The organism is Streptomyces sp. NPDC086554 (genome assembly GCF_040686095.1).
In the GTDB taxonomy this organism is placed as follows: Bacteria; Actinomycetota; Actinomycetes; order Streptomycetales; family Streptomycetaceae; genus Streptomyces.
This window is the reverse complement of the sequence record NZ_JBFBJK010000001.1, coordinates 334,256-353,468: the sequence shown is the minus strand read 5'-3', so window position 1 is coordinate 353,468 and position 19,213 is coordinate 334,256. Positions and strand designations below refer to the sequence as shown.

Sequence of the window (19,213 nt, the reverse complement as noted above, 5' to 3'; positions counted from 1 at the left end):
TGTAGGACCAGCGCGGATCTCTGCATGATGGGATGAAGCAACGCTAACGAATCACGTCCCGCATGGATGGATGGGTGGATCCCTGATGCTCGATCTCGCTCGGCTGCGCGCCCTGCACGCCGTCTCGGTGCACGGCACCGTCGGCGCCGCGGCCACCGCGCTCGGCTACACCCCGTCCGCCGTCTCCCAGCAGATCGCCAAGCTGGAGCGGGAGACCCGCACCACCCTCCTCGAACGGCAGGGCAGGGGCGTCGCGCTCACCGAGGAGGCACGTCATCTCGCCGCCACCGCCCAGGAGTTGATGGCGATCGTGGAGCGCGCGGAGACCGAGCTTGAGGAGCGGCGCGGGCTGCCCGCGGGACGCCTCACCATCGCCGCGTTCGCATCGGCGGCGCGCGGCCTGCTGCCGGGAGTCCTCGCGGACCTCGCCCTGCGGCACCCCGCGCTCGACGCCCGGATGTCGGAGATCGACCCGCACCTCTCCATCGACCTGGTCGCCAAGGGCGCGGTGGATCTGGCGGTCGTGCACGACTGGGACATCGCACCGCTGCCCACGCCTCCCGGCGTCGAACAGGCCGTCATCGGCGACGACCTCTGCGACCTCGTCGTGCCCGCAGGGCACTGGCTCGCGGGGCGGGCGTCCGTGCGCCGCGAGGAGCTGAAGGACGAGCGGTGGATCACCCAGCCGCCGGGGCTCGTCTGCCACGAGTGGCTGATCCGCACCCTGCGCGAGGCGGGCTGCGAGCCGGACATCGCGCACATGGCGGAGGAGAACCCCACGCTGGTCGCGCTGGTCGCCGCGGGGCTCGGCGTCGCGCTGATCCCCCGCCTCGGCCGCGGCCCGGTCCCCGACGGGGCGGTCACCGTGCGGCTCGATCCGGTGCCGGTGCGGCGGCTGTACGCGCTGTGGCGGGCCGGGGCTTCCCGCCGCCCCGCGATCGCCGAGGCGGTCAGGACCCTGCGTGAGCACTGGCCGGCGGCCGCTCCCGAGGCCGACGCAAGCACCCACTGAGCCCGAGCCCGGCAGGCTCGGGCGCGCGGCCCGACAGCACGGTCAGCCCGACCGCCCCGGACACCGCAAGGCCACGGCCCCGGCCACACGCAGAAAGCCCCCGCGGACACCCACTGAGCCCGAGAACGGCCACAGGCTCAAGCAGCGCACGCCGCCCCACAGCACGGCCACAACACCGCCAACCAGCCCGAACACCACAAAGCCACCGACCCGGCCACACACAGAAAGCCGCCGCGGACACCCACCGAGCCCGAGAACGGCCACAGGCTCAAGCAGCGCACGCCGCCCGACAGCACGGTCACGGTGCGGATCAACCAGCCCGAACACCACAAAGCCACCGACCCGGCCACACGCAGAAATCCGCCGCGGACACCCACTGAGCCCGAGAGCCCCGAAGCGGCCGCAAGCTCAAGCAGGGCGGGCCGCCCGTCAGCGCGGTCACGGTGACGCCGCGAGGTCACCGGCCCGAAACCGCCGCGGGGGCGCCCACCGAGTCCCTCCGTTCCCCGCCGTACCACTTTCCGGAAATAGCTCTCAGCCGGGAACCCACCCGAAGCGGCCGCCGTCCAAACGGCGTGCTGCCGGAGAGTCTCCGCGAGGCGGTGTCGGCATCGCTGCTGGCTGCGAACGCTGACCACCCTCTCCGCCGCCTGCGGCCGGCAGCATGCCGTCACCGGTGCGCCCCCCTCCAACAGCACCGGTGACGGCCCCTCACTCCTCCACAGTGGCCGCCGGATCCCTTGACCGGCAGAAATCTTCGGGATATCCGTGACTCTCGGAAAGTTTCCTTCAGCCGGTTTCCCCAGCCCGGCTCCGGTCCGGCATCCGTCCCCGAAGGACGTCCCCGAAGGAGCACACATGTCCCACCGCAACGCCTCCAGACGCACCCTGCTCGCCGCCACCGCCGTCGCCGCGACGGCCCTGGCCGCCCCGTCCGTGCACGCGGCGGGCAGCGGCGACCGCGACCGCGACCGGCGCCTCCGGGAGCGCATCTCCCGCATGAGCCTGGAGGAGAAGGTCGGCCAGCTCTTCGTGATGCATGTGTATGGCCACTCCGCCACCGAGCCCGACCAGGCGGACATCGACGCCAACCTCAAGGAACTGGGCGTACGCACCGCCGCCGAGGCCGTCGCCAAGTACCACCTCGGCGGCATCATCTACTTCGCCTGGGCCCACAACACCCGCTCCCCGCACCAGACCGCCGCCCTCTCGAACGGCATCCAGCGCGCGGCCCTCGCCCCGGACACCCCCGGGCAGTCCCCCACCGCGGGCATCCCGCTGCTCATCTCCACCGACCAGGAGCACGGCGCCGTGGCCCGCGTCGGCACCCCCGCCACACTGCTGCCCGGCGCGATGGCACTGGGCGCCGCGGGCTCGCAGGCCACCGCCCGCAAGGCCGCCCGCATCGCAGGCGCCGAGCTGCGCGCGCTCGGCATCCGCCAGAACTACGCCCCGGTCGCCGACGTGAACGTCAATCCGGCCAACCCCGTCATCGGCGTACGCTCCTTCGGCTCGGACCCCGAAGCGGTCGCCAGGCTTGTCGCCGCGCAGGTCAAGGGCTACCAGGGCACGGACATCGCATCGACGTCCAAGCACTTCCCCGGCCACGGCGACACCAAGGACGACAGCCACTCCAAGCTGCCGTACATCCACCACACCCGTGAGCAGTGGGAGACCCTGGACGCCCCGCCGTTCCGTGCCGCGGTGGCCGCGGGCATCGACTCGATCATGACCGCGCACATCGTGGTCCCCGCCCTCGACCCCGCCGAGGACCCGGCCACCCTCTCCCGCCCCATCCTCACCGGCATCCTGCGCGAGGAACTCGGCTACGACGGGGTCGTGGTGACGGACTCGCTCGGCATGCAGGGCGTGCGCACGAAGTACGGCGACGACCGCGTGCCGGTGCTCGCCCTGAAGGCGGGCGTGGACCAGCTCCTGAACCCGCCGAAGCCGGAGATCGCGTGGAACGCGGTGCTCCAGGCGGTCAGGGAGGGCGAGTTGACGGAGGCGCGCCTCGACGAGTCTCTGCTGAGGATCCTGCGGCTGAAGTCGAAGCTCGACCTGTTCTCCGACCCGTACGTCACCTCGCGCGGCGTCGACAAGACGGTCGGCACCCGCGCGCATCTCGCGGCCGCCGACCGGATCGCCGAGGAGACGACGACGCTGCTCCTGAACGAGGGCGGACTGCTGCCGCTGTCACGCCGTACGCACCAGGAGATCCTGGTGGTGGGCGCCGACCCGGCGTCTCCATCAGGCACGACGGGCCCGCCGACGACCGTCATCGGGCGGGAGTTGATCGAAATCGGCTTCACCGCGACGGTGCTTCCGACGGGCACGGCCCCCTCAACTACAAAGATTGCAGAGGCAGTTGCGGCGGCATCCGGCAAGGACGCGGTGCTCGTCGGCACGTACAACGTGGGGGCGGGGAGCGCCCAGATCGCCCTGGTGGAGGCCCTCGTCGCGACCGGCGTACCCGTCGTCGCCGTCGCGATCCGCAATCCGTACGACGTGGCACGGCTCGGCACGGTGGGCGCCTCGCTGGCCGCCTACTGCTGGACGGACGTCGAACTGCGCGCCGCCGTAAGGGTGATCGCGGGTCGCGCCGAGCCGCAGGGGCGGCTGCCGGTGCCGGTGCAGCGGGCGGACGATCCGGCGCAGGTGCTGTACCCCGTGGGCTACGGCCTGACGTACTGACCGTACGCCGCACAACCGGCGCACCACCGCCAACTGACCCAAAGCACCCCGTGCACCTGGCGTGCGCCCGCCCCGGCGGGTCACGCTGGGTGCACATATCGGGGGGTTTGCCATGCTGGCCATGCCTGGCTGGAACACGGCACGGCGCGTGGGGGCGAGGTGGGTGCCGGTCCTTGCGGTGCTCGCCGTACTCGTCGGCGCGGCCGGCTGCCAGAAGTCCACGGATCCGGGGGCGGGTTCGTCGGGCCGACTCGACGACGACCGGCCGTCCGCCTCGGTGTCATCCGGGTACGGAGCGGTCTTCCTCGCCGTGGACGAGTGCAGTTCGCGGGGGCGCGAGACGTTCACGGAGGTGTCGTGCACGAGTGAACGCGCGGCGGCGCGGGTGATCGCCCGCTACGACGGGAAGGTGGCGGAGGGCCCGTCGTGCCCCGCCCGTACCGACTTCGTCCTGCACATCAGCGAGGACCGGCCCGCGGTGGACGAGGACGGGAACGGGGCGGTGCCTCGCGGGTACGCGTGCATGCGGAACCTCGAGGCGCCGCATCCCGGTGACCCCGGGGGCGGGGGCGGTCCCCGTACCGTCGTCGGGGACTGCGTCTACAGCGCGGGGCGCGACGAGGTCCGCGAGACCGCCTGCGACGGGGCGGGCGCGAAGGCTCCTGAGTACCGGGTGACGACCTCGGTCTCGGACCGCGCCAAGTGCCCGCCTGCGACGGAGCTTTACGTGTCACTGGGGGGCGGGAAGCCGGTGGGGTGCGCGGTGCGGGTGTGAACGATCAAACGCCGGACGGGCTGGATACATCCAGCCCGTCCGGCGTTTGAGGACGAACTCGGCGGAGCCGGTGACTTACGGCCGCAGCGTCTGCTCCCGCTGAACGTCACGGCGGTCCAGCTTCGCGTCGTACGGAGCCAGCGGCTTCGCGGTGGCGGAGGACGTCGAGACCCCGGCCCACGCCTGGATCCGCTCCGTCGCCTTCGCCTTCTCGTCCGCGACGAGGCCCGCCACATTCGCACCATGGTTCGCGCCCGGCGCGGTGAAGACGTAGGAGTCGTGCTTACCGCCCGTGGCGGGGTGGAACGGCTCCGCACCCCACGGGTCGTTCGCCCCGTAGACGTACATCATCCGCTGCGAGTTCTTCCGCACCCAGCTGTCCACATCCCGCATCACACCCGGCTGGAACTTCATCGGGATCGAGCGCGGGACGAAGTTCCGCGGCGGCTGGTAGCCGTAGCGGCTCAGGTCGCCGAGCCAGGGCTGGGCGATGTCGGGCGAGCCCAGCTGCGTACCGGCCTGGTAGTAGTACGGCGTGTACGGGGTAAGACCCTGGTCCGTGTAGGAGGCCCAGCCGCCCACCTCGTCGACGTAGTCGAAGATCGCCTGGTCTGAGGCGGACTTGGCGTCGGGGACGTCGGCGCACGCGGCCTCCGGCTGGTACTGCCAGAAGCCCCACACCAGGTCGAGGACGACCGCCTCGTACGCCTTGTCGAGGTTCCCGACGGTCTTGAAGGTGTAGCCGCCCGCCTCGGCGAACGCGGCGTACTTCTTCTCCAGCGGCTCACGCCGCACGAGGGCCTCGCGCTGCACGGCCTCGAGGGCGGCCCGGCACTCCTTGGTGCCGACCGTCTCGAAGAACTCGTCGTAGGCCGAGTCCTCCTTGTTCACGACGTCGTTCGGCGCGACGTACGCGACGACGCCGTCCATGTCCTTGGGGTAGAACCGCTCGTAGTACGTCGCGGTCATGCCGCCCTTCGAACCGCCGGTGGCCACCCACTTCTTGTCGTAGATGGGCTTCAGCGCCTTGAAGATGCGGTGCTGGTCGCTCGCGGCCTGCCAGATGTCGAGTTTGGACCAGTCGGCGGGCTCGGGGCGGGACGGCGTGAAGAAGCGGTACTCCATGGAGACCTGGTTGCCGTCGATGATCCGCGTCGGCTCGCTGCGGCTCGGGTTGGTCGAGACTCCGTAGCCGCTGGTGAAGAAGGCGGTGGGGCGGGCGGTGTCCTTGTGCAGCACCGTCAGGCGCTGCTTGAAGGTGCCCTTGGAGGGGTGCCGGTGGTCAATCGGCTGGGTGTAGTTGAGGACGAAGTAGCGGTAGCCGGTGTACGGCTTCTCCTCGATCAGGCTCATGCCCGGTATCGCGAGGAGCCGGTCCTTTATGTCCGTGGCCGTTGCGTCGGCCGTCTTGTCGTTGGCCCGCGGCTCGGCGGCGGTGGCCGCCCCTGCCGCGGTCACTGTGCCGACGGTGCCTATGAGCACCACTAGCGACAGAAGCCATCTGAGCGCCTTGCGCATGCACTCTCCCCTAAGTTCGCGGTTGCGTCCGCCGGAACTTATCGGAGCAACTCGCTCACTACTAGGGGCTCTTGCGTCACACCAGGACGCAGTACGTCACAAAGGGGGCACTCTCCTCAGAAGCCACTGTCAGCAGTCGCCCTCAGCAGTCGCCCTCAGCACAGGATCCAGCCGGAGCTGGTGCTCCCCCGGCCCACCGTCCCCTTCACCCACACGCAACGGCGTCCCGCGTGCACCGTCACCGGGCCCGCGTGATGGGTGTACTGACCGGAGTCCTTGGCCGGGCGGTTGCCGCGGGCCTGGACGCTGACGGACATGGTCTTGCGGGCACCGGGGCGCTTGGCGAGGGTGAGGGCGCAGACGTATCCGCGCTTCTTGTAGATCTCGACCTTGCCGGTGCTGAAGGCGAGGGTGCGCACCTTGTGGCCGGCGCAGCGGGCCACCGAGGCCTGCGCCTGTGCCGTGCCCGCGCCGATGAGCCCGACCAGGACGGACGCCGCAAGGACGGCGGCACCGAGCGCGAGACGCCGCCGTATTCGACCGTTGCTCACCGGTTCCCCTCCCGCCACTTCCGCATCAGCGTACTGATGTACGGACGCGTGCCGAAGGGGGCGCGGTTGCGAAGCTGTCGCGATTCTTCGCGGCTTCCTTCACGGTTCCTGCGCGGCGATCACGCCGCCGACGGCTCCGCCTCCCCCACGAACGTCCGCCACAGCCGCGCGTACCGCCCGTCAAGCGCGAGCAGCTCATCGTGCGTGCCGTCCTCGGCGACCCGGCCGTGGTCCATCACGATCACGCGGTCCGCGCGGGCGGCCGTGGTGAGGCGGTGGGCGACGACCAGGGTGGTGCGCTTGCCCGCGATGCGGTCGGTGGCCTGGTTGACCTGCGCCTCGGTGGCGAGGTCGAGAGCGGCGGTCGCCTCGTCGAGGAGCAGGATGTCCGGGTCGACGAGCTCGGCGCGGGCCAGGGCGATCAGCTGGCGCTGTCCCGCGGAGAGGTTGCGGCCGCGCTCGGAGACCTCGTGGAGGTAGCCGCCGTCCAGGGTGGCGATCATGTCGTGGGCGCCGACCGCACGGGCCGCGGCCTCGACCTCGGCATCCGTGGCGTCGGGGCGGCCGTAGGCGATCGCGTCGCGCACCGTGCCCGCGAAGAGGTAGGCCTCCTGCGGGACGACACCGAGGCGGTGGCGGTACGAGGTGAGGTCGAGGGAGCGCAGGTCCGTGCCGTCCACCGTCACCCTGCCGCCGGTCGGGTCGTAGAACCGGGCGACCAGTTTGACCAGGGTCGACTTGCCCGCGCCGGTCTCGCCGACGAAGGCCACGGTCTGCCCTGCGGGTATCCGGAGGCGGACGTCGCTGAGGGCCTCCTCCTCATCGCCGTACGCGAAGTCCACGTCCTCGAAGGCGATCTCGCCGCGCAGGGACAGGACGTCGAGCGGCTCGTCCGCGGCCTTGGTCGAGGTGGGCTCCTGGAGGAGTTCCTGGATGCGGCCGAGCGAGACGGTGGCCTGCTGGTAGCCGTCGAAGACCTGGGAGAGCTGCTGGACGGGTGCGAAGAACAGGTCGATGTAGAGGAGGTAGGCGACGAGCGCGCCGGTGGTCAGCGTGCCCGCCTCGATCCGGCCCGCGCCGACCATGAGCACGGCCGCCGCCGCGACCGCCGAGAGCAGCTGCACGAACGGGAAGTAGATGGATATGAGCCACTGCCCGCGGATACGCGCACTGCGGTAGTCGGCACTCGCGTCGGCGAACTTCTTGCCGCCGGAGCGCTCGCGCCGGAAGGCCTGCACGATGCGCAGTCCCGCGACGGACTCCTGGAGATCGGCGTTGACCACGGACACCCGCTCACGGGCGAGTTCGTACGCCTTGACGCTGGAGCGGCGGAAGAAGAACGTGCCGATGATCAGCGGCGGCAGCGTCGCGAAGACGACGAGCGCGAGCTCCACGTCGATGACGACGAGCGCGACCATGATGCCGAAGAAGGTGACGACGGAGACGAAGGCGGTGACCAGACCCGTCTGCAGGAAGGTGGAAAGGGCGTCCACGTCCGTCGTCATCCGGGTCATGATGCGCCCGGTCAACTCCCGCTCGTAGTAGTCGAGTCCGAGCCGCTGGAGCTGCGCGAAGATCTTCAGGCGGAGGGAGTAGAGCACCCGCTCGCCCGTCCGTCCCGTCATCCGCGTCTCGCCGATCTGCGCCGTCCACTGGACGAGCACCGCGAGCAGCGCGAGCCCGGAGGCCGCCCACACCGCGCCGAGCGCGAGCTGCGAGACGCCCTCGTCGATGCCGTGCCGGATAAGGACGGGGAGCAGCAGGCCCATGCCCGCGTCGATGGCGACGAGGAGGAGGGCGAGGAGCAGAGGCTTCCCGAATCCGGCGAGGAGGCGGCGCAGCCCGTAGGACTCCTCGGGAGTGACGGCCCGCGCCTCGTCGATGCCGGGGGTGTCGGTCGCCGGGGGCAACGCGTCGACCTGGGCGAGGAGTTCGGGCGTCGCGGGCATCCCGGACAGCGCGGTGTCCTTGGTCTCGCGGTCGCCGACCCAGAGCTGCGGGGTGATGCCGCGCTCGGCGTCGAACTCGGCGTCGAGCTCCTCGCGCAGGGAGGTGTCCTCGGGGATCTCGACCGGCACCGCGCGGCCGGGCGATACGCCGCCCAGCTCGTCGGGATCGGTCAGCAGGCGCCGGTAGAGCGGGGAGTTCTCGGTCAGCTCCTCATGCGTGCCGATGGCGGCGAGGTGTCCGTCTTCGAGTACGGCGATGCGGTCGGCGAGATTGAGCGTGGACCGGCGGTGGGCGATGAGGAGCGTGGTCCGCCCGGCCATGACGCCGCGCAGGGCCTCGTGGATCTCGTGCTCGACCTGTGCGTCCACTGCCGACGTCGCGTCGTCGAGAACAAGCAGCCGGGGGTCGGTGAGGATGGCGCGGGCGAGCGCGATGCGCTGGCGCTGACCGCCGGAGAGGGTGAGCCCGTGCTCGCCGACGGTGGTGTCGTACCCGTCGGGCAGTTCGGATATGAAGCGGTCGGCCTGGGCGGCACGGGCAGCGGCCGCTATCTCCTCCTGGCCGGCGTCGGGCTTCCCGTAAGCGATGTTGGCCCGCACGGTGTCGGAAAAGAGGAACGAATCTTCCGGTACGAGCCCGATGGCGGCCCTCAGCGAGTCGGCCGTCAGCTCGCGCACGTCGTGCCCGCCGATGAGGACGGCGCCGTGCGTCACGTCGTAGAAGCGGGGCAGCAGCAGCGAGACGGTGGACTTGCCGCTGCCGGACGAGCCGACGACGGCGAGGGTCTCGCCGGGCCTGATCTCGAAGGAGAGCCCGTCGAGGACGGGCCGACTGTGCTCGTACGAGAACGACACGTCGTCGAACTCGACGGTCGCCGGAGCGTCGGCGGGCAGCTCCTTCTTGCCGTCATCGAGCGTCGGCTCGGTGTCGATGAGTTCGAGCACGCGCTCGGCGCCAGCCCGTGCCTGCTGGCCGACGGTGAGCACCATGGCGAGCATGCGGACGGGCCCGACGAGCTGGGCGAGATAGCTGGAGAAGGCGACGAACGTACCGAGCGTGATCTGCCCGCGCACCGCGAGCCAGCCGCCGAGGGCCAGCATCGCGACCTGCCCGAGCGCGGGCACGGCCTGCAGGGCGGGGGTGTACTTCGAGTTCAGCCGGATGGTCCGAAGGCGTCCCGCGAAGAGCTTGCGCCCGACCTCCCTGAGCTTCCCGGTCTCCTGCTCCTCCTGGCCGAAGCCCTTCACGACGCGTACGCCGGAGACGGAGCCGTCCACGACTCCGGCGACGGCGGCGGCCTGGGCCTGCGCGTACCAGGTCGAGGGGTGCAGGCGGTTGCGGCTGCGCTTGGCGATGAACCACAGGGCGGGGGCGACGGCGAGCGCGACGAGGGTGAGCGGCAGCGAGAGCCACGCCATGATCACGAGGGAGATCACGAAGAGCAGGATGTTGCCGATGGTCATCGGCAGCATGAAGAGCAGGCCCTGGATCAGCTGAAGGTCACTCGTCGCCCGCCCGACGACCTGCCCGGTGGACAGCTCGTCCTGCCGCCGCCCGTCGAGCCGGGTGATCGTGTCGTACATCTCGGTACGGAGATCGTGCTGGACGTCGAGGGCGAGGCGGCCGCCGTAGTAGCGGCGGATGTAGGTGAGGACGTACACGACGACGGCGGCGCCGATGAGGGCTCCCGCCCAGGGGAGCATGGACCGGGTCCGGTCCTCGACGACGTCATCGATGATCACCTTGGTGATCAGCGGGACGAGCGCCATGACGGCCATGCCGCCGAGGGAGGCCCCGAGCGCGAGCACGACGTCCTTCGGGTACCGCCACGCGTACCCGGTCAGCCGTTTCGCCCAGCCGGATTTCTCCTGCTGGACCCCGCCCCGTTGCTCCGTCACGTTCTGCCTCCCGTCGACCTGACCTGCCGAGAGGCACAACCCGGGGCGGGGCGGATTTCATCCCGCCGCAACAAAGAGTCGGCCCCAGGGTCACGAGGCCTGGGACCGGGGGACGACGGGATGGGATCGGGGAGCAGCCGACTTACGCCGCTGCTCCTGTTAGAAGGGGCCTGGGAGGGTCACGGAGATGCCGTTACCGGTGTCCACGACCACGACATTGCTCCAGACCAGGGTCATCGGCGGGCTGCACTTCGGCTTGAACGTGGCGGTGACCGTCACGGTGAAGTTCGCCTTGCCGTTCTGGACCGGGAAGACCCCTCCGCCACCGGTGGCCTGCTTGTTCTCGGCCGACGGCTCATTGCCGCCGCGGTTGACGCACTGGGCGTCGGCGGTGACGACGATGTTGACGGACTGCTGGTTGCCGAGGCCGGCTTCCTTGCCCTTGACGGTCAGGCTGCTACCGGAGGAGGTCACCGTGGGCGTGCCGACGAAGTGGGCATTGACGGCTGCGGCGGAGGGGGCGAGGAACCCCAGGATGCCGACTGCTACTCCTGCGGGCAGCAGCAGAATCGAACGACGACGACGTGGCATAGGAATTCACCTCATCGGAGAGCCACGACGCAGAAAATTACTGTGCGTGACTGATGGAGATCGCGCGGCTGCATAAATGCCGCAGATGCCCCTAGAATATGCCTAGTTGGAAAGTTGCACAAGGAACGAAGGCCACGCACAGTCACCGTCCGATGATCCGTGCGTGGCCTCTTCTCGTTCCCGCCGCTTGACTGTGCGTGGGCTCCTTGACTGTGCGTGGGCTCAGAGATGCGTCGGCTCGAACATCCGCAGCACCGCCGGCAGCACGACGACCGAAGGACCCGGAGCCGCCAGCGCCTTCGCCAGGTCGTCCCGCAGGGATTCCGGCGACGTCAGGACCCCCGGCACCCCGAAGGACTCCGCGAGTGCGACGAAGTCGGGCCGCGACAATTCCGTCGCCGTCGGTTCGCCGAAGGCGTCCGACATGTACTCGCGCAGGATTCCGTAGCCCCCGTCGTCCACGATCAGCCAGGTGACCGGCAGGTCGTGCTGCTTGGCCGAGGCCAGTTCCGCGATGGAGTACATCGCGCCGCCGTCGCCCGATACGGCGAGTACCGGCTTCGAGGGGTCCGCGGCCGCCGCTCCCAGCGCCGCCGGGAAGCCGTAGCCGAGGCCGCCCGCGCCCTGGGCGGAGTGCATCGTGTTCGGGTGGCGGGCATCGAAGGCCGACCACGCCCAGTACGCCAGGATCGTCATGTCCCAGAAGGACGGGGACGTGTCCGGAAGGGCCGCACGCACCGATGCGAGAACCTGCTGCTCCAGGGTGAGGTCCTGGGCGGCGATCCGGTCCCGGACCTTCGCGAGCACGGTCCGCACCCGCTCGGGGGCCGAGGCGTCCTCCCGGGGGGAGTCGATCGTCTCCAGGAGCGCCGAGAGAGCCAGCCGCGCGTCCGCGTGGACGCCCAGCGCCGGGTGGTTGGACTCCAGCTTCCCGGCGTCGGCCTCGATCTGGATGACCCGGCCGCGCGGCTTGAACGTGTGGTAGTTCGATGAGAGCTCGCCCAGACCCGAGCCGACGACCAGGAGGACGTCCGCGTCCTCCAGGAAGTCCGTCGTGTACCGGTCCTCCAGCCACGACTGGAGCGAGAGCGGGTGCTCCCAGGGGAACGCGCCCTTGCCGCCGAAGGTCGTGACGACGGGCGCGTTCACCAGCTCGGCGAGGGCGAGCAGCTTGCCGCTCGCGTCCGAACGAACGACTCCGCCGCCTGCGATGATCGCCGGGCGCTCGGCCCGGGACAGCAGGTCGGCCGCCACCGCGGTCAGCTCTGGGCGCGGCACGACCTCGTCCGGGGTCGCATCCATCGCCGTGACGACAGGGAGGGTCGTCTCCGCGAGCAGGACGTCCTGCGGGATCTCCACCCACACCGGGCCGTGCGGGGCGGTCAGCGCCGACTCCCAGGCCGCGGCGATCGCGGAGGGGATCTGCGAGGCCGTGCGCACCGTGTGCACGGACTTGACCACGTCCCTGAACGACGCCTGCTGGTCGCGCAGCTCGTGGAGGTAGCCGTGCCGGCCGCCGCCGAGGCCCGCCACCGGGATCTGGCTGCCGATCGCAAGGACGGGTGACGACCCGGCGGCCGCCTCCTGGAGCGCGGCGAGCGAGGTCAGCGCGCCGGGGCCGGTGGAGAGGAGCAGCGGGGCGACCTCTCCGGTGATCCGGCCGTACGCGTCAGCGGCGAAGCCCGTGTTGTTCTCGACGCGCAGTCCCACGTACGAGAGGGACGAGCGGCGCAGGGCGTCGAACATGCCGAGCGCGTGCTGTCCGGGGAGGCCGAAGACGGTGGTCGCGCCGAGGCCCTGGAGGGTCTCGACGACGAGATCGCCGCCGTTACGCCCGGCGGGCGGGTTCAGGGCGGCCTCGGTCTGGCGTGCCGTCGGGCGCAGTACCAGGTCGTGGTCGTGGGTCATGCGGCGTCTTCTCCTTCTCGCCCGGGCTGCGGCCCGGCGGGCGCTGCGGCCGCCGGGCCGCGCGCGACGGCCCGGCGTGTCCTGGTGTCCTACAGCCTTGCGGCCGTGGTCACTTCGCGTTCTGGTCCGCACCGGCGGCACGGCCGGCGGCTATCTGCCTGCTCATGATCGTCGTCAGCTCGTACGCCGTGTGGGAGGCCGCCACCGCCGTGATCTCCGCGTGGTCGTAGGCGGGGGCGACCTCGACGACGTCCGCCGAGACGAGGTTGCAGGAGGAGAGCCCCCGCAGGATCTCCAGGAGCTCGCGCGACGTCATGCCGCCCGCCTCCGGGGTGCCGGTGCCGGGCGCGTGCGCCGGGTCCAGGCAGTCGATGTCGATGGAGATGTACAGCGGGCGGTCGCCGATGCGCTGGCGCAGCTGGTCGGCGACCTCGTCGGCGCCGCGGCGGTAGATGTCCGACGAGGTGACGATGCCGAAGCCCATCTTCTCGTCGTCCGTGAGGTCCTGCTTGCCGTACAGCGGGCCGCGCGTGCCGACGTGGGAGAGCGCCTCGGTGTCGAGGATGCCCTCCTCCACCGCGCGGCGGAACGGCGTGCCGTGCGTGTACTCCGCGCCGAAGTACGTGTCCCAGGTGTCCAGGTGCGCGTCGAAGTGCAGCAGGGCGACCGGGCCGTGCTTCTTGGCGACGGAACGCAGCAGCGGGAGCGCGATGGTGTGGTCGCCGCCAAGGGTCATCATGCGGGCGCCCGAGCCGAGGAGGTCGTCCGCCGCGGCCTCGATCGTCTCGACGGCCTCGTTGATGTTGAACGGGTTGGCGGCTATGTCACCCGCGTCCGCGACCTGCGCGAGCGCGAAGGGGGAAGCGTCCTGAGCCGGGTTGTAGGGACGGAGCAGGCGCGAGGCCTCACGGATCGCGTTGCCGCCGAAGCGGGCGCCGGGGCGGTACGAGACACCGGAGTCGAAGGGCACGCCGACCACGGCGATGTCCGTCTTGCCGCCGACCTCGTCCAGGCGGGGAAGGCGGGCATACGTCGCCGGGCCCGCGTACCGGGGAATGCGGGAGGAATCGACGGGGCCACGGGGGGTCGGGGTCTCGGCGCTGGTCATGGTCGGTTTCCTCCTGCTGATGCGAGTGCTGCGTTTTCAAGTGTCGCGCGGCCCACTGACAACGAGCACAGTGAGCACCGGCCGTGGGCCGCGCGCAAAGCTAGACGGCCACCGGGGCTTCCGGTTCCGCCTCCTCCTGCGCTCCCCGCCCCGCGAGCCGCTCGCGCCACGCGGCGAGCACCACCGCGTCGGTCGGCTTCGTGGCGAGGGAGACGACGACGTACACGGCAAGGGACGTCAGGAGGCCGTAGTAGATGGGCTCGTTGGCGAGGATTCCGTAGCCCCACATGAGCCCGATGACCGAGAGGCCACCCGCGGCGACGGCCGCAAGCGCGCCGTCCGCCGTGCCGCGCCGCCACAGCAGCCCGCCGAGGATCGGCACGAGAAGGCCGGCGACGAGCAGGTTGTAGGCGACGGTCAGCGCCTGGACGACGTCGTTGAGCGCGATGGCGATGCAGACGACGGCGATGCCCATGATCAGGATGAAGAGGCGGTTGCCCTTCACCTCGTCGTGCGGCTCGTCGCTCGCTCCGTCGGCCTTGACGACGCCCCGCAGCCGCGACCAGATGTCGTTGTTGGCGACGGTCGCGCACGCGATCAGCGCGCCGGACGAGGTGGACATCACCGCGGCGAGCGCGGCCGCGAGGACCAACCCCCGCACGCCCATGGGCAGTTCGTCCCTGACGATGGTGGCGAAGGCCGCGTCCGCGCTCGGCAGCTTCGGGTACATGACCTTGGCGGCCGTGCCGATGACGGCGCCCGCGATCGCGTAGACCAGGCAGTACGTACCGGCGACGGTGCCTCCGTAGCGGGCGACCTTGTCGCTGCGCGCGGTGAAGACGCGCTGCCAGATGTCCTGGCCGATGAGCATGCCGAACGTATAGATCAGCACGTACGTGAAGATCGTCTCGCCGCCGATGCCCAGCGGATCGAAGTACTCGGTGGGCAGCTTGGCCTTCATCTCGCTGAAGCCGCCGGCCTTGACGACCGCGATGGGCAGCAGAAGGAGCAGCACGCCGATCGTCTTGACCACGAACTGCACCATGTCGGTGAGCGTGATCGACCACATGCCGCCGAGCGTCGAGTACGCGACGACGATGGAGCCGCCGAGGATGATCGCGAGCGTGCGGTTCATGTCGAAGATGACGTCGAAGATCGTGGCGTACGCGATGGTCGATGTGACCGCGAGCATCAGCGTGTACGCCCACATGACGACTCCGGAGATGACGCCCGCGCGGCCGCCGTAGCGGAGGTCGAGCATCTCGGAGACCGTGTAGACCTTCAGGCGGGCGATGCGCGCCGAGAAGAAGACGCTCAGCGCGAGCAGCCCGAGGCCGATGGTGACGACCATCCAGGCGCCGGAGAGCCCGTACTGGTAGCCGAGGCCGACGCCGCCGATGGTGGACGCGCCGCCGAGGACGATGGCGGCCATGGTCCCGGAGTACATCCACGGCCCGAGGCGGCGTCCCGCGACCAGGAACTCGCTCTTGGACTTGGCGCGACGCATGCCCCACCAGCCCATGGCGAGCATCCCGGCGAGATAGACGACGATCACTGTGTAGTCGACGGCCATAAAGGGGGCCTCCTTCGCGCACCTCGGTGGCGTGTCGTGCAGATGGGGGTGATGACCGGCCGTGGGGACATCCGCCCGTACCCGCGGCCTGTGGTCGGCACGACCTTAGGTGGCCTGAAAGCAACGCTGAAGTGTACGTTTCATCCACTCCCAGCGACCGAGATGGATGGAACGTCCACCATGGCCGACCCAGCAGTCCCCGGCACACCACCGGTCCCGCTCGCCGCGCTGCTCGCCCGCGAGGACCTCGGGCTGCGGCAGATCGCGGGCCCGGACGCGCGGACGGCGGGTACGGCCGTGCAGTGGGTACACACCTCGGAGATGGCGGACCCGTACCCCTACCTGCTCGGGGGCGAGCTGCTCCTGACGGCGGGCGTCCACATCACCGACCCGGCGGGCTCCGGGGCGTACCTCGACGACTATGTGGCCCGCATCGTCGCGGCGGGCGGCGCGGCACTCGGCTTCGGCGTCGCCCCCATGCACGACACGGTGCCGCGCGCCCTGGTGGAGGCCTGCGACCACTACGGGCTTCCGCTCGTCGAGGTGCCTCCGCGTACGACGTTCAGCGGGGTCGCCCGAGCGGTCTGGCGGCTCATGGCCGAGGCCAGGCACGCGGAGCTGCGCCGGGTGACGCAGGCCCAGCAGGCCCTCGCCACGGCGGCGGCACGGTCCGACCCGGTCCCCGCCGTGCTGCGGCAGCTGGCGTCCCGGCTCGGCGGCCTCGCGGCGCTGTACGGGCCGGAGGGGACGGAGCTGCAGGCCGCCGGGCAGACGCCGGATGCGGCGCGGGACTCCCTGCGGGAGCTGACCGAGGTCGTGCGCCGGGGCACGACCGCCGCACCGGCGTCCGCCGCCGACACGGCAGGGGGCGTCCACCTCGCCGCCTACGCGCTGGGCGGCGGCCGCGGCTTCGCGCTCGGGCTCGCCACGGAACGCCGCGAGCCGGGCGACCACACCATCGCGGGGGCGGCGGTCGTGCTGCTCTCGCTGCTCACCGGAGAACACCAGGGCGCCTCGGAGGCGGCCCGCTCCTCCGCCCTCGTACGGCTGCTGCTAGGTGCCTCCGCCGCCGAGATCAGCCCTCTCCTGGGAGGCGACCGCTGGATCGTGGTGCACGCGCGCGGGGAGGAGCACACCCCGCTGGCCGCGACGGCGCTCGGCGCGGCGCTGGGCAGCGGTTTGGTCGACCCGCGCGAGGACGACGTACGCCTGCTCGTCCCGGCGGACCGCGAGATCACCCCACCGAACGGCTGGACCCTCGGCGCGTCCGCGCCCGCCGCGACCGGCGAGCTGCCCGCCGCCGACGCCCAGGCGGCCCGCGCCCTGCGCCGCGCCGAGGCCACCCGCGCGCCGCTCGTCCGGCACCGCGATGCGGGCATCGCCGCGCTGGTCGCGCCCGCCGAAGCCGACGCCCACGCGCGCGTGCTGCTCGCCCCACTGGGCGCCAACGAGGCCCTGACGGAGACCCTGCGCACCTGGCTCTCCCTGCACGGCAACTGGGACCGCACGGCGACGGCACTGGGGGTGCACCGCAATACGGTGCGCCAGCGCGTCACGCGGTGCGGGGCGCTTCTGGAGGCGGACTTGGATGATCCGGACGTACGGATGGAACTGTGGTTCGCACTGGGCCGGGGACGGTAAAGGGGGCGGTACGGGAGCGCCCCGTAGGGGCGCGGGGCTGTGACATTTGCGGCTCCGCCGCGTGGGCGCGACAAGCCACAACGAACCCGCAGCCGAAGAACAACCCACCCCCGCCCAAGCACAGCGGCACAACTCACAGGCCCAGCCCTCAAGACGCCCCGGCCCCGCGGCCCCAGCACCGGCAGAATAGGGACCATGCCGATACCCAACCGCGCCGCGCTCGTCGACCATCTCGTACGCTCCCGCATCGCGGGCGACGTCGCCACCCCCCGCGAGAACAACCTCAGCCACTACAGGAAGCTCGCGAACGGCGACCGTCACTACTGGCTCGGCCTGGAGCTCGGCGACCGCTGGAGCGACGAGCAGGACGTCCTCGCGGTGATGGCCGAGCGGTGCGGTGTCATCGACGACGCGGAGTACCGGCAGGGGCAGGACACCATCGACCCGGAGCTGACGGTCGACGCCCTGGAGCGGATGGCCGCCCGCCTCCGGAAGGCGGCCGCGGGCAAGGAGCGGGTCCTTTTCGCGACCGGCCACCCCGGGGGGCTGCTCGACGTGCACCGCGCGACGGCCGCCGCCCTGCGCACGGCGGGCTGCGAGATCGTCGTCATCCCGGAGGGCCTCACCGCCGACGAGGGCATGGTCTTCCAGTTCGCGGACGTGGCGATGCTGGAGCGCGGTGCGACGCTGTGGCACACGCACTCCCCCGAGCCGATGAACGCGATCCTGGACGGCCTGGAGCGCGAGGGCCGCCCGCAGCCGAACCTGGTCGTCGCCGACCACGGCTGGGCGGGACGGGCGGGCCAGCGCGGCATCGACTCCGTCGGCTACGCGGACTGCAACGACCCCGCGCTGTTCATCGGCGAGGCCGAGGGCACCCTCCAGGTGACGGTCCCGCTGGACGACCACGTCACGAGCCCGCGCTTCTACGACCCGATGACGGCGTACCTCCTGGACGCGGCGGGGCTCACTCCGGAGTCCTGACTCACGGCCACGGGACTCACGGCCACGGGTTGAGGCCCTCCTCGCGCCGCTGCGCGAACCCCGGCGTCGGGTCCAGGTAGACGCGTCGTACGGCGGGGAATCGCGCCCGCAGCCGCCGCTCGGTCTGCTCACAGGCCCATTCGACCTGCGCCGCCGTGGAGGTGTCGCGGAAGTCGACCTTGGCGGCGACGAGCGCCTCGCGCGGGCCCTGGAGCAGCGTGGTCAGTTCGAGGACGGCTTCGACGTGCTCGGAGGCGAGGAGTTCCTCGCGGATGAGTTGCCGCGTCTCCTTGGGCAGCGGGCGCCCGATGAGCAGCTCGGAGTTGGCGTGCCCCAGGACCCAGGCGACGTACACGAGCAGCACGCCGATGCACAGCGACGCGACGCCGTCCCACACGCCGGACCCGGTGAGCTGCCCACCGAGCAGACCGGCCGCGGCGAGCAGGAGGCCCGCGAGCGCCGCCGTGTCCTCCAGGACGACGGCCTTGACCGCGGTGTCGGGGGTGTGGCGCAGATAGCGCTTGAGCTTCACCCCGAAGCGGTCCGCCTCGCCGCGCGCCTGCTTGAGGCCGGTGCGCAGCGAGTAGCTCTCCAGGATGGAGGCGACGCCGAGCACGATGTACGAGACGAGCGGGTCGCCCAGGTCCTCGCCGTGCGTGAGGGTGTGGATGCCGTCGTAGACGGCGAAGACTCCGCCGCCGACGAAGGTGGCGACGGAGGCAAGGAGCGCCCAGACGTAACGGGCGCCTCCGTAGCCGAGCGGGTGGTCCTCGTCGGGGGGCCGCTCGCTGCGCTTGAGGGAGACGAGCAGCATCAGTTCGGTGACCGTGTCGGCCACCGAGTGCGCCGCCTCGGAGAGCATCGCGCTGGATCCGCTGATGACGCCGGCGACGGCCTTGGCGAGCGCGATCCCGAGGTTGGCGACGGCGGCGACGATGACGGTGAAGGCGCTCTCGCCGCCGGACCCGGACGATTGCTCACTCATGTATCGGACGGTATGTCCGATCGGC

The 19,213-nt window shown here is 71.1% G+C and carries 13 protein-coding genes; 5 read left to right on the top strand and 8 right to left on the bottom strand.

The features are described from left to right. Window positions 1–85: 85 nt before the first annotated feature. The 3 genes from AB0O76_RS01555 (at window position 86) to AB0O76_RS01545 (ending at window position 4,481) form a co-directional block, all read left to right on the top strand. Window positions 86–1,012 carry a LysR family transcriptional regulator gene (locus AB0O76_RS01555; protein WP_365483830.1) on the top strand — a complete coding sequence of 309 codons (927 nt, stop codon included), beginning with the start codon at window positions 86–88 and terminating at the stop codon, window positions 1,010–1,012. Between the two features lie 858 nt (window positions 1,013–1,870). Beyond that, window positions 1,871–3,706, top strand: coding sequence for a glycoside hydrolase family 3 protein (locus tag AB0O76_RS01550; protein ID WP_365483828.1), 1,836 nt, complete (start codon window positions 1,871–1,873; stop codon window positions 3,704–3,706). 112 nt (window positions 3,707–3,818) lie between these two features. Then, entirely contained in the window at window positions 3,819–4,481 is a 663-nt protein-coding gene (locus AB0O76_RS01545; protein ID WP_365483825.1) for a hypothetical protein, read from the top strand. Window positions 4,482–4,556: 75 nt separating this feature from the next. Here the strand turns inward: AB0O76_RS01545 and AB0O76_RS01540 are convergent, their stop codons facing one another. From AB0O76_RS01540 to AB0O76_RS01510, 7 genes are all read right to left on the bottom strand, one after another. Further along, entirely contained in the window at window positions 4,557–5,999 is a 1,443-nt protein-coding gene (locus AB0O76_RS01540) for a S28 family serine protease (RefSeq protein ID WP_365483822.1), read from the bottom strand. A 155-nt stretch (window positions 6,000–6,154) separates the two neighbouring features. Beyond that, the gene (locus tag AB0O76_RS01535) at window positions 6,155–6,550 is read right to left on the bottom strand and encodes a hypothetical protein (RefSeq protein ID WP_365483819.1); all 396 of its coding nucleotides are present in this window, start codon (window positions 6,548–6,550) and stop codon (window positions 6,155–6,157) included. 119 nt (window positions 6,551–6,669) lie between these two features. After that, a complete protein-coding gene (locus AB0O76_RS01530; protein ID WP_365483816.1) occupies window positions 6,670–10,398 on the bottom strand; it encodes an ABC transporter ATP-binding protein in 3,729 nt (1,242 codons plus the stop codon). A gap of 159 nt (window positions 10,399–10,557) precedes the next feature. Beyond that, window positions 10,558–10,989 (bottom strand): hypothetical protein, encoded by a 432-nt coding sequence (locus tag AB0O76_RS01525; RefSeq protein WP_365483814.1) that lies wholly within the window; start codon window positions 10,987–10,989, stop codon window positions 10,558–10,560. A gap of 222 nt (window positions 10,990–11,211) precedes the next feature. Beyond that, a complete protein-coding gene (locus tag AB0O76_RS01520) occupies window positions 11,212–12,897 on the bottom strand; it encodes a thiamine pyrophosphate-binding protein (protein ID WP_365483812.1) in 1,686 nt (561 codons plus the stop codon). Window positions 12,898–13,006: 109 nt separating this feature from the next. Next, window positions 13,007–14,005 carry an agmatinase gene (speB, locus tag AB0O76_RS01515; protein ID WP_365483809.1) on the bottom strand — a complete coding sequence of 333 codons (999 nt, stop codon included), beginning with the start codon at window positions 14,003–14,005 and terminating at the stop codon, window positions 13,007–13,009. Between the two features lie 100 nt (window positions 14,006–14,105). Continuing rightward, complete coding sequence (locus AB0O76_RS01510; protein ID WP_365483806.1) at window positions 14,106–15,578, bottom strand: sodium:solute symporter; 1,473 nt, start codon at window positions 15,576–15,578, stop codon at window positions 14,106–14,108. Window positions 15,579–15,758: 180 nt separating this feature from the next. Between AB0O76_RS01510 and AB0O76_RS01505 the strand changes: the two genes are divergently transcribed. Next, window positions 15,759–17,219 carry a PucR family transcriptional regulator ligand-binding domain-containing protein gene (locus tag AB0O76_RS01505; RefSeq protein ID WP_365483804.1) on the top strand — a complete coding sequence of 487 codons (1,461 nt, stop codon included), beginning with the start codon at window positions 15,759–15,761 and terminating at the stop codon, window positions 17,217–17,219. Between the two features lie 195 nt (window positions 17,220–17,414). Further along, window positions 17,415–18,203 carry a phosphatase gene (locus tag AB0O76_RS01500; protein ID WP_365483801.1) on the top strand — a complete coding sequence of 263 codons (789 nt, stop codon included), beginning with the start codon at window positions 17,415–17,417 and terminating at the stop codon, window positions 18,201–18,203. Window positions 18,204–18,219: 16 nt separating this feature from the next. Here the strand turns inward: AB0O76_RS01500 and AB0O76_RS01495 are convergent, their stop codons facing one another. Further along, a complete protein-coding gene (locus AB0O76_RS01495) occupies window positions 18,220–19,188 on the bottom strand; it encodes a cation diffusion facilitator family transporter (RefSeq protein WP_365483798.1) in 969 nt (322 codons plus the stop codon). Between the last annotated feature and the right edge of the window lie 25 nt (window positions 19,189–19,213).

Bases quoted from the DNA above. Each gene is read 5' to 3' on its own strand.
- AB0O76_RS01520 (WP_365483812.1), bottom strand. From the start codon at position 12,897: ATGACCCACGACCACGACCTGGTACTGCGCCCGACGGCACGCCAGACC.
- AB0O76_RS01495 (WP_365483798.1), bottom strand. From the start codon at position 19,188: ATGAGTGAGCAATCGTCCGGGTCCGGCGGCGAGAGCGCCTTCACCGTC.
- AB0O76_RS01540 (WP_365483822.1), bottom strand. From the start codon at position 5,999: ATGCGCAAGGCGCTCAGATGGCTTCTGTCGCTAGTGGTGCTCATAGGC.
- AB0O76_RS01525 (WP_365483814.1), bottom strand. From the start codon at position 10,989: ATGCCACGTCGTCGTCGTTCGATTCTGCTGCTGCCCGCAGGAGTAGCA.
- AB0O76_RS01510 (WP_365483806.1), bottom strand. From the start codon at position 15,578: ATGGCCGTCGACTACACAGTGATCGTCGTCTATCTCGCCGGGATGCTC.
- AB0O76_RS01550 (WP_365483828.1), top strand. From the start codon at position 1,871: ATGTCCCACCGCAACGCCTCCAGACGCACCCTGCTCGCCGCCACCGCC.
- speB (WP_365483809.1), bottom strand. From the start codon at position 14,005: ATGACCAGCGCCGAGACCCCGACCCCCCGTGGCCCCGTCGATTCCTCC.
- AB0O76_RS01505 (WP_365483804.1), top strand. From the start codon at position 15,759: ATGGCCGACCCAGCAGTCCCCGGCACACCACCGGTCCCGCTCGCCGCG.
- AB0O76_RS01545 (WP_365483825.1), top strand. From the start codon at position 3,819: ATGCTGGCCATGCCTGGCTGGAACACGGCACGGCGCGTGGGGGCGAGG.
- AB0O76_RS01500 (WP_365483801.1), top strand. From the start codon at position 17,415: ATGCCGATACCCAACCGCGCCGCGCTCGTCGACCATCTCGTACGCTCC.
- AB0O76_RS01555 (WP_365483830.1), top strand. From the start codon at position 86: ATGCTCGATCTCGCTCGGCTGCGCGCCCTGCACGCCGTCTCGGTGCAC.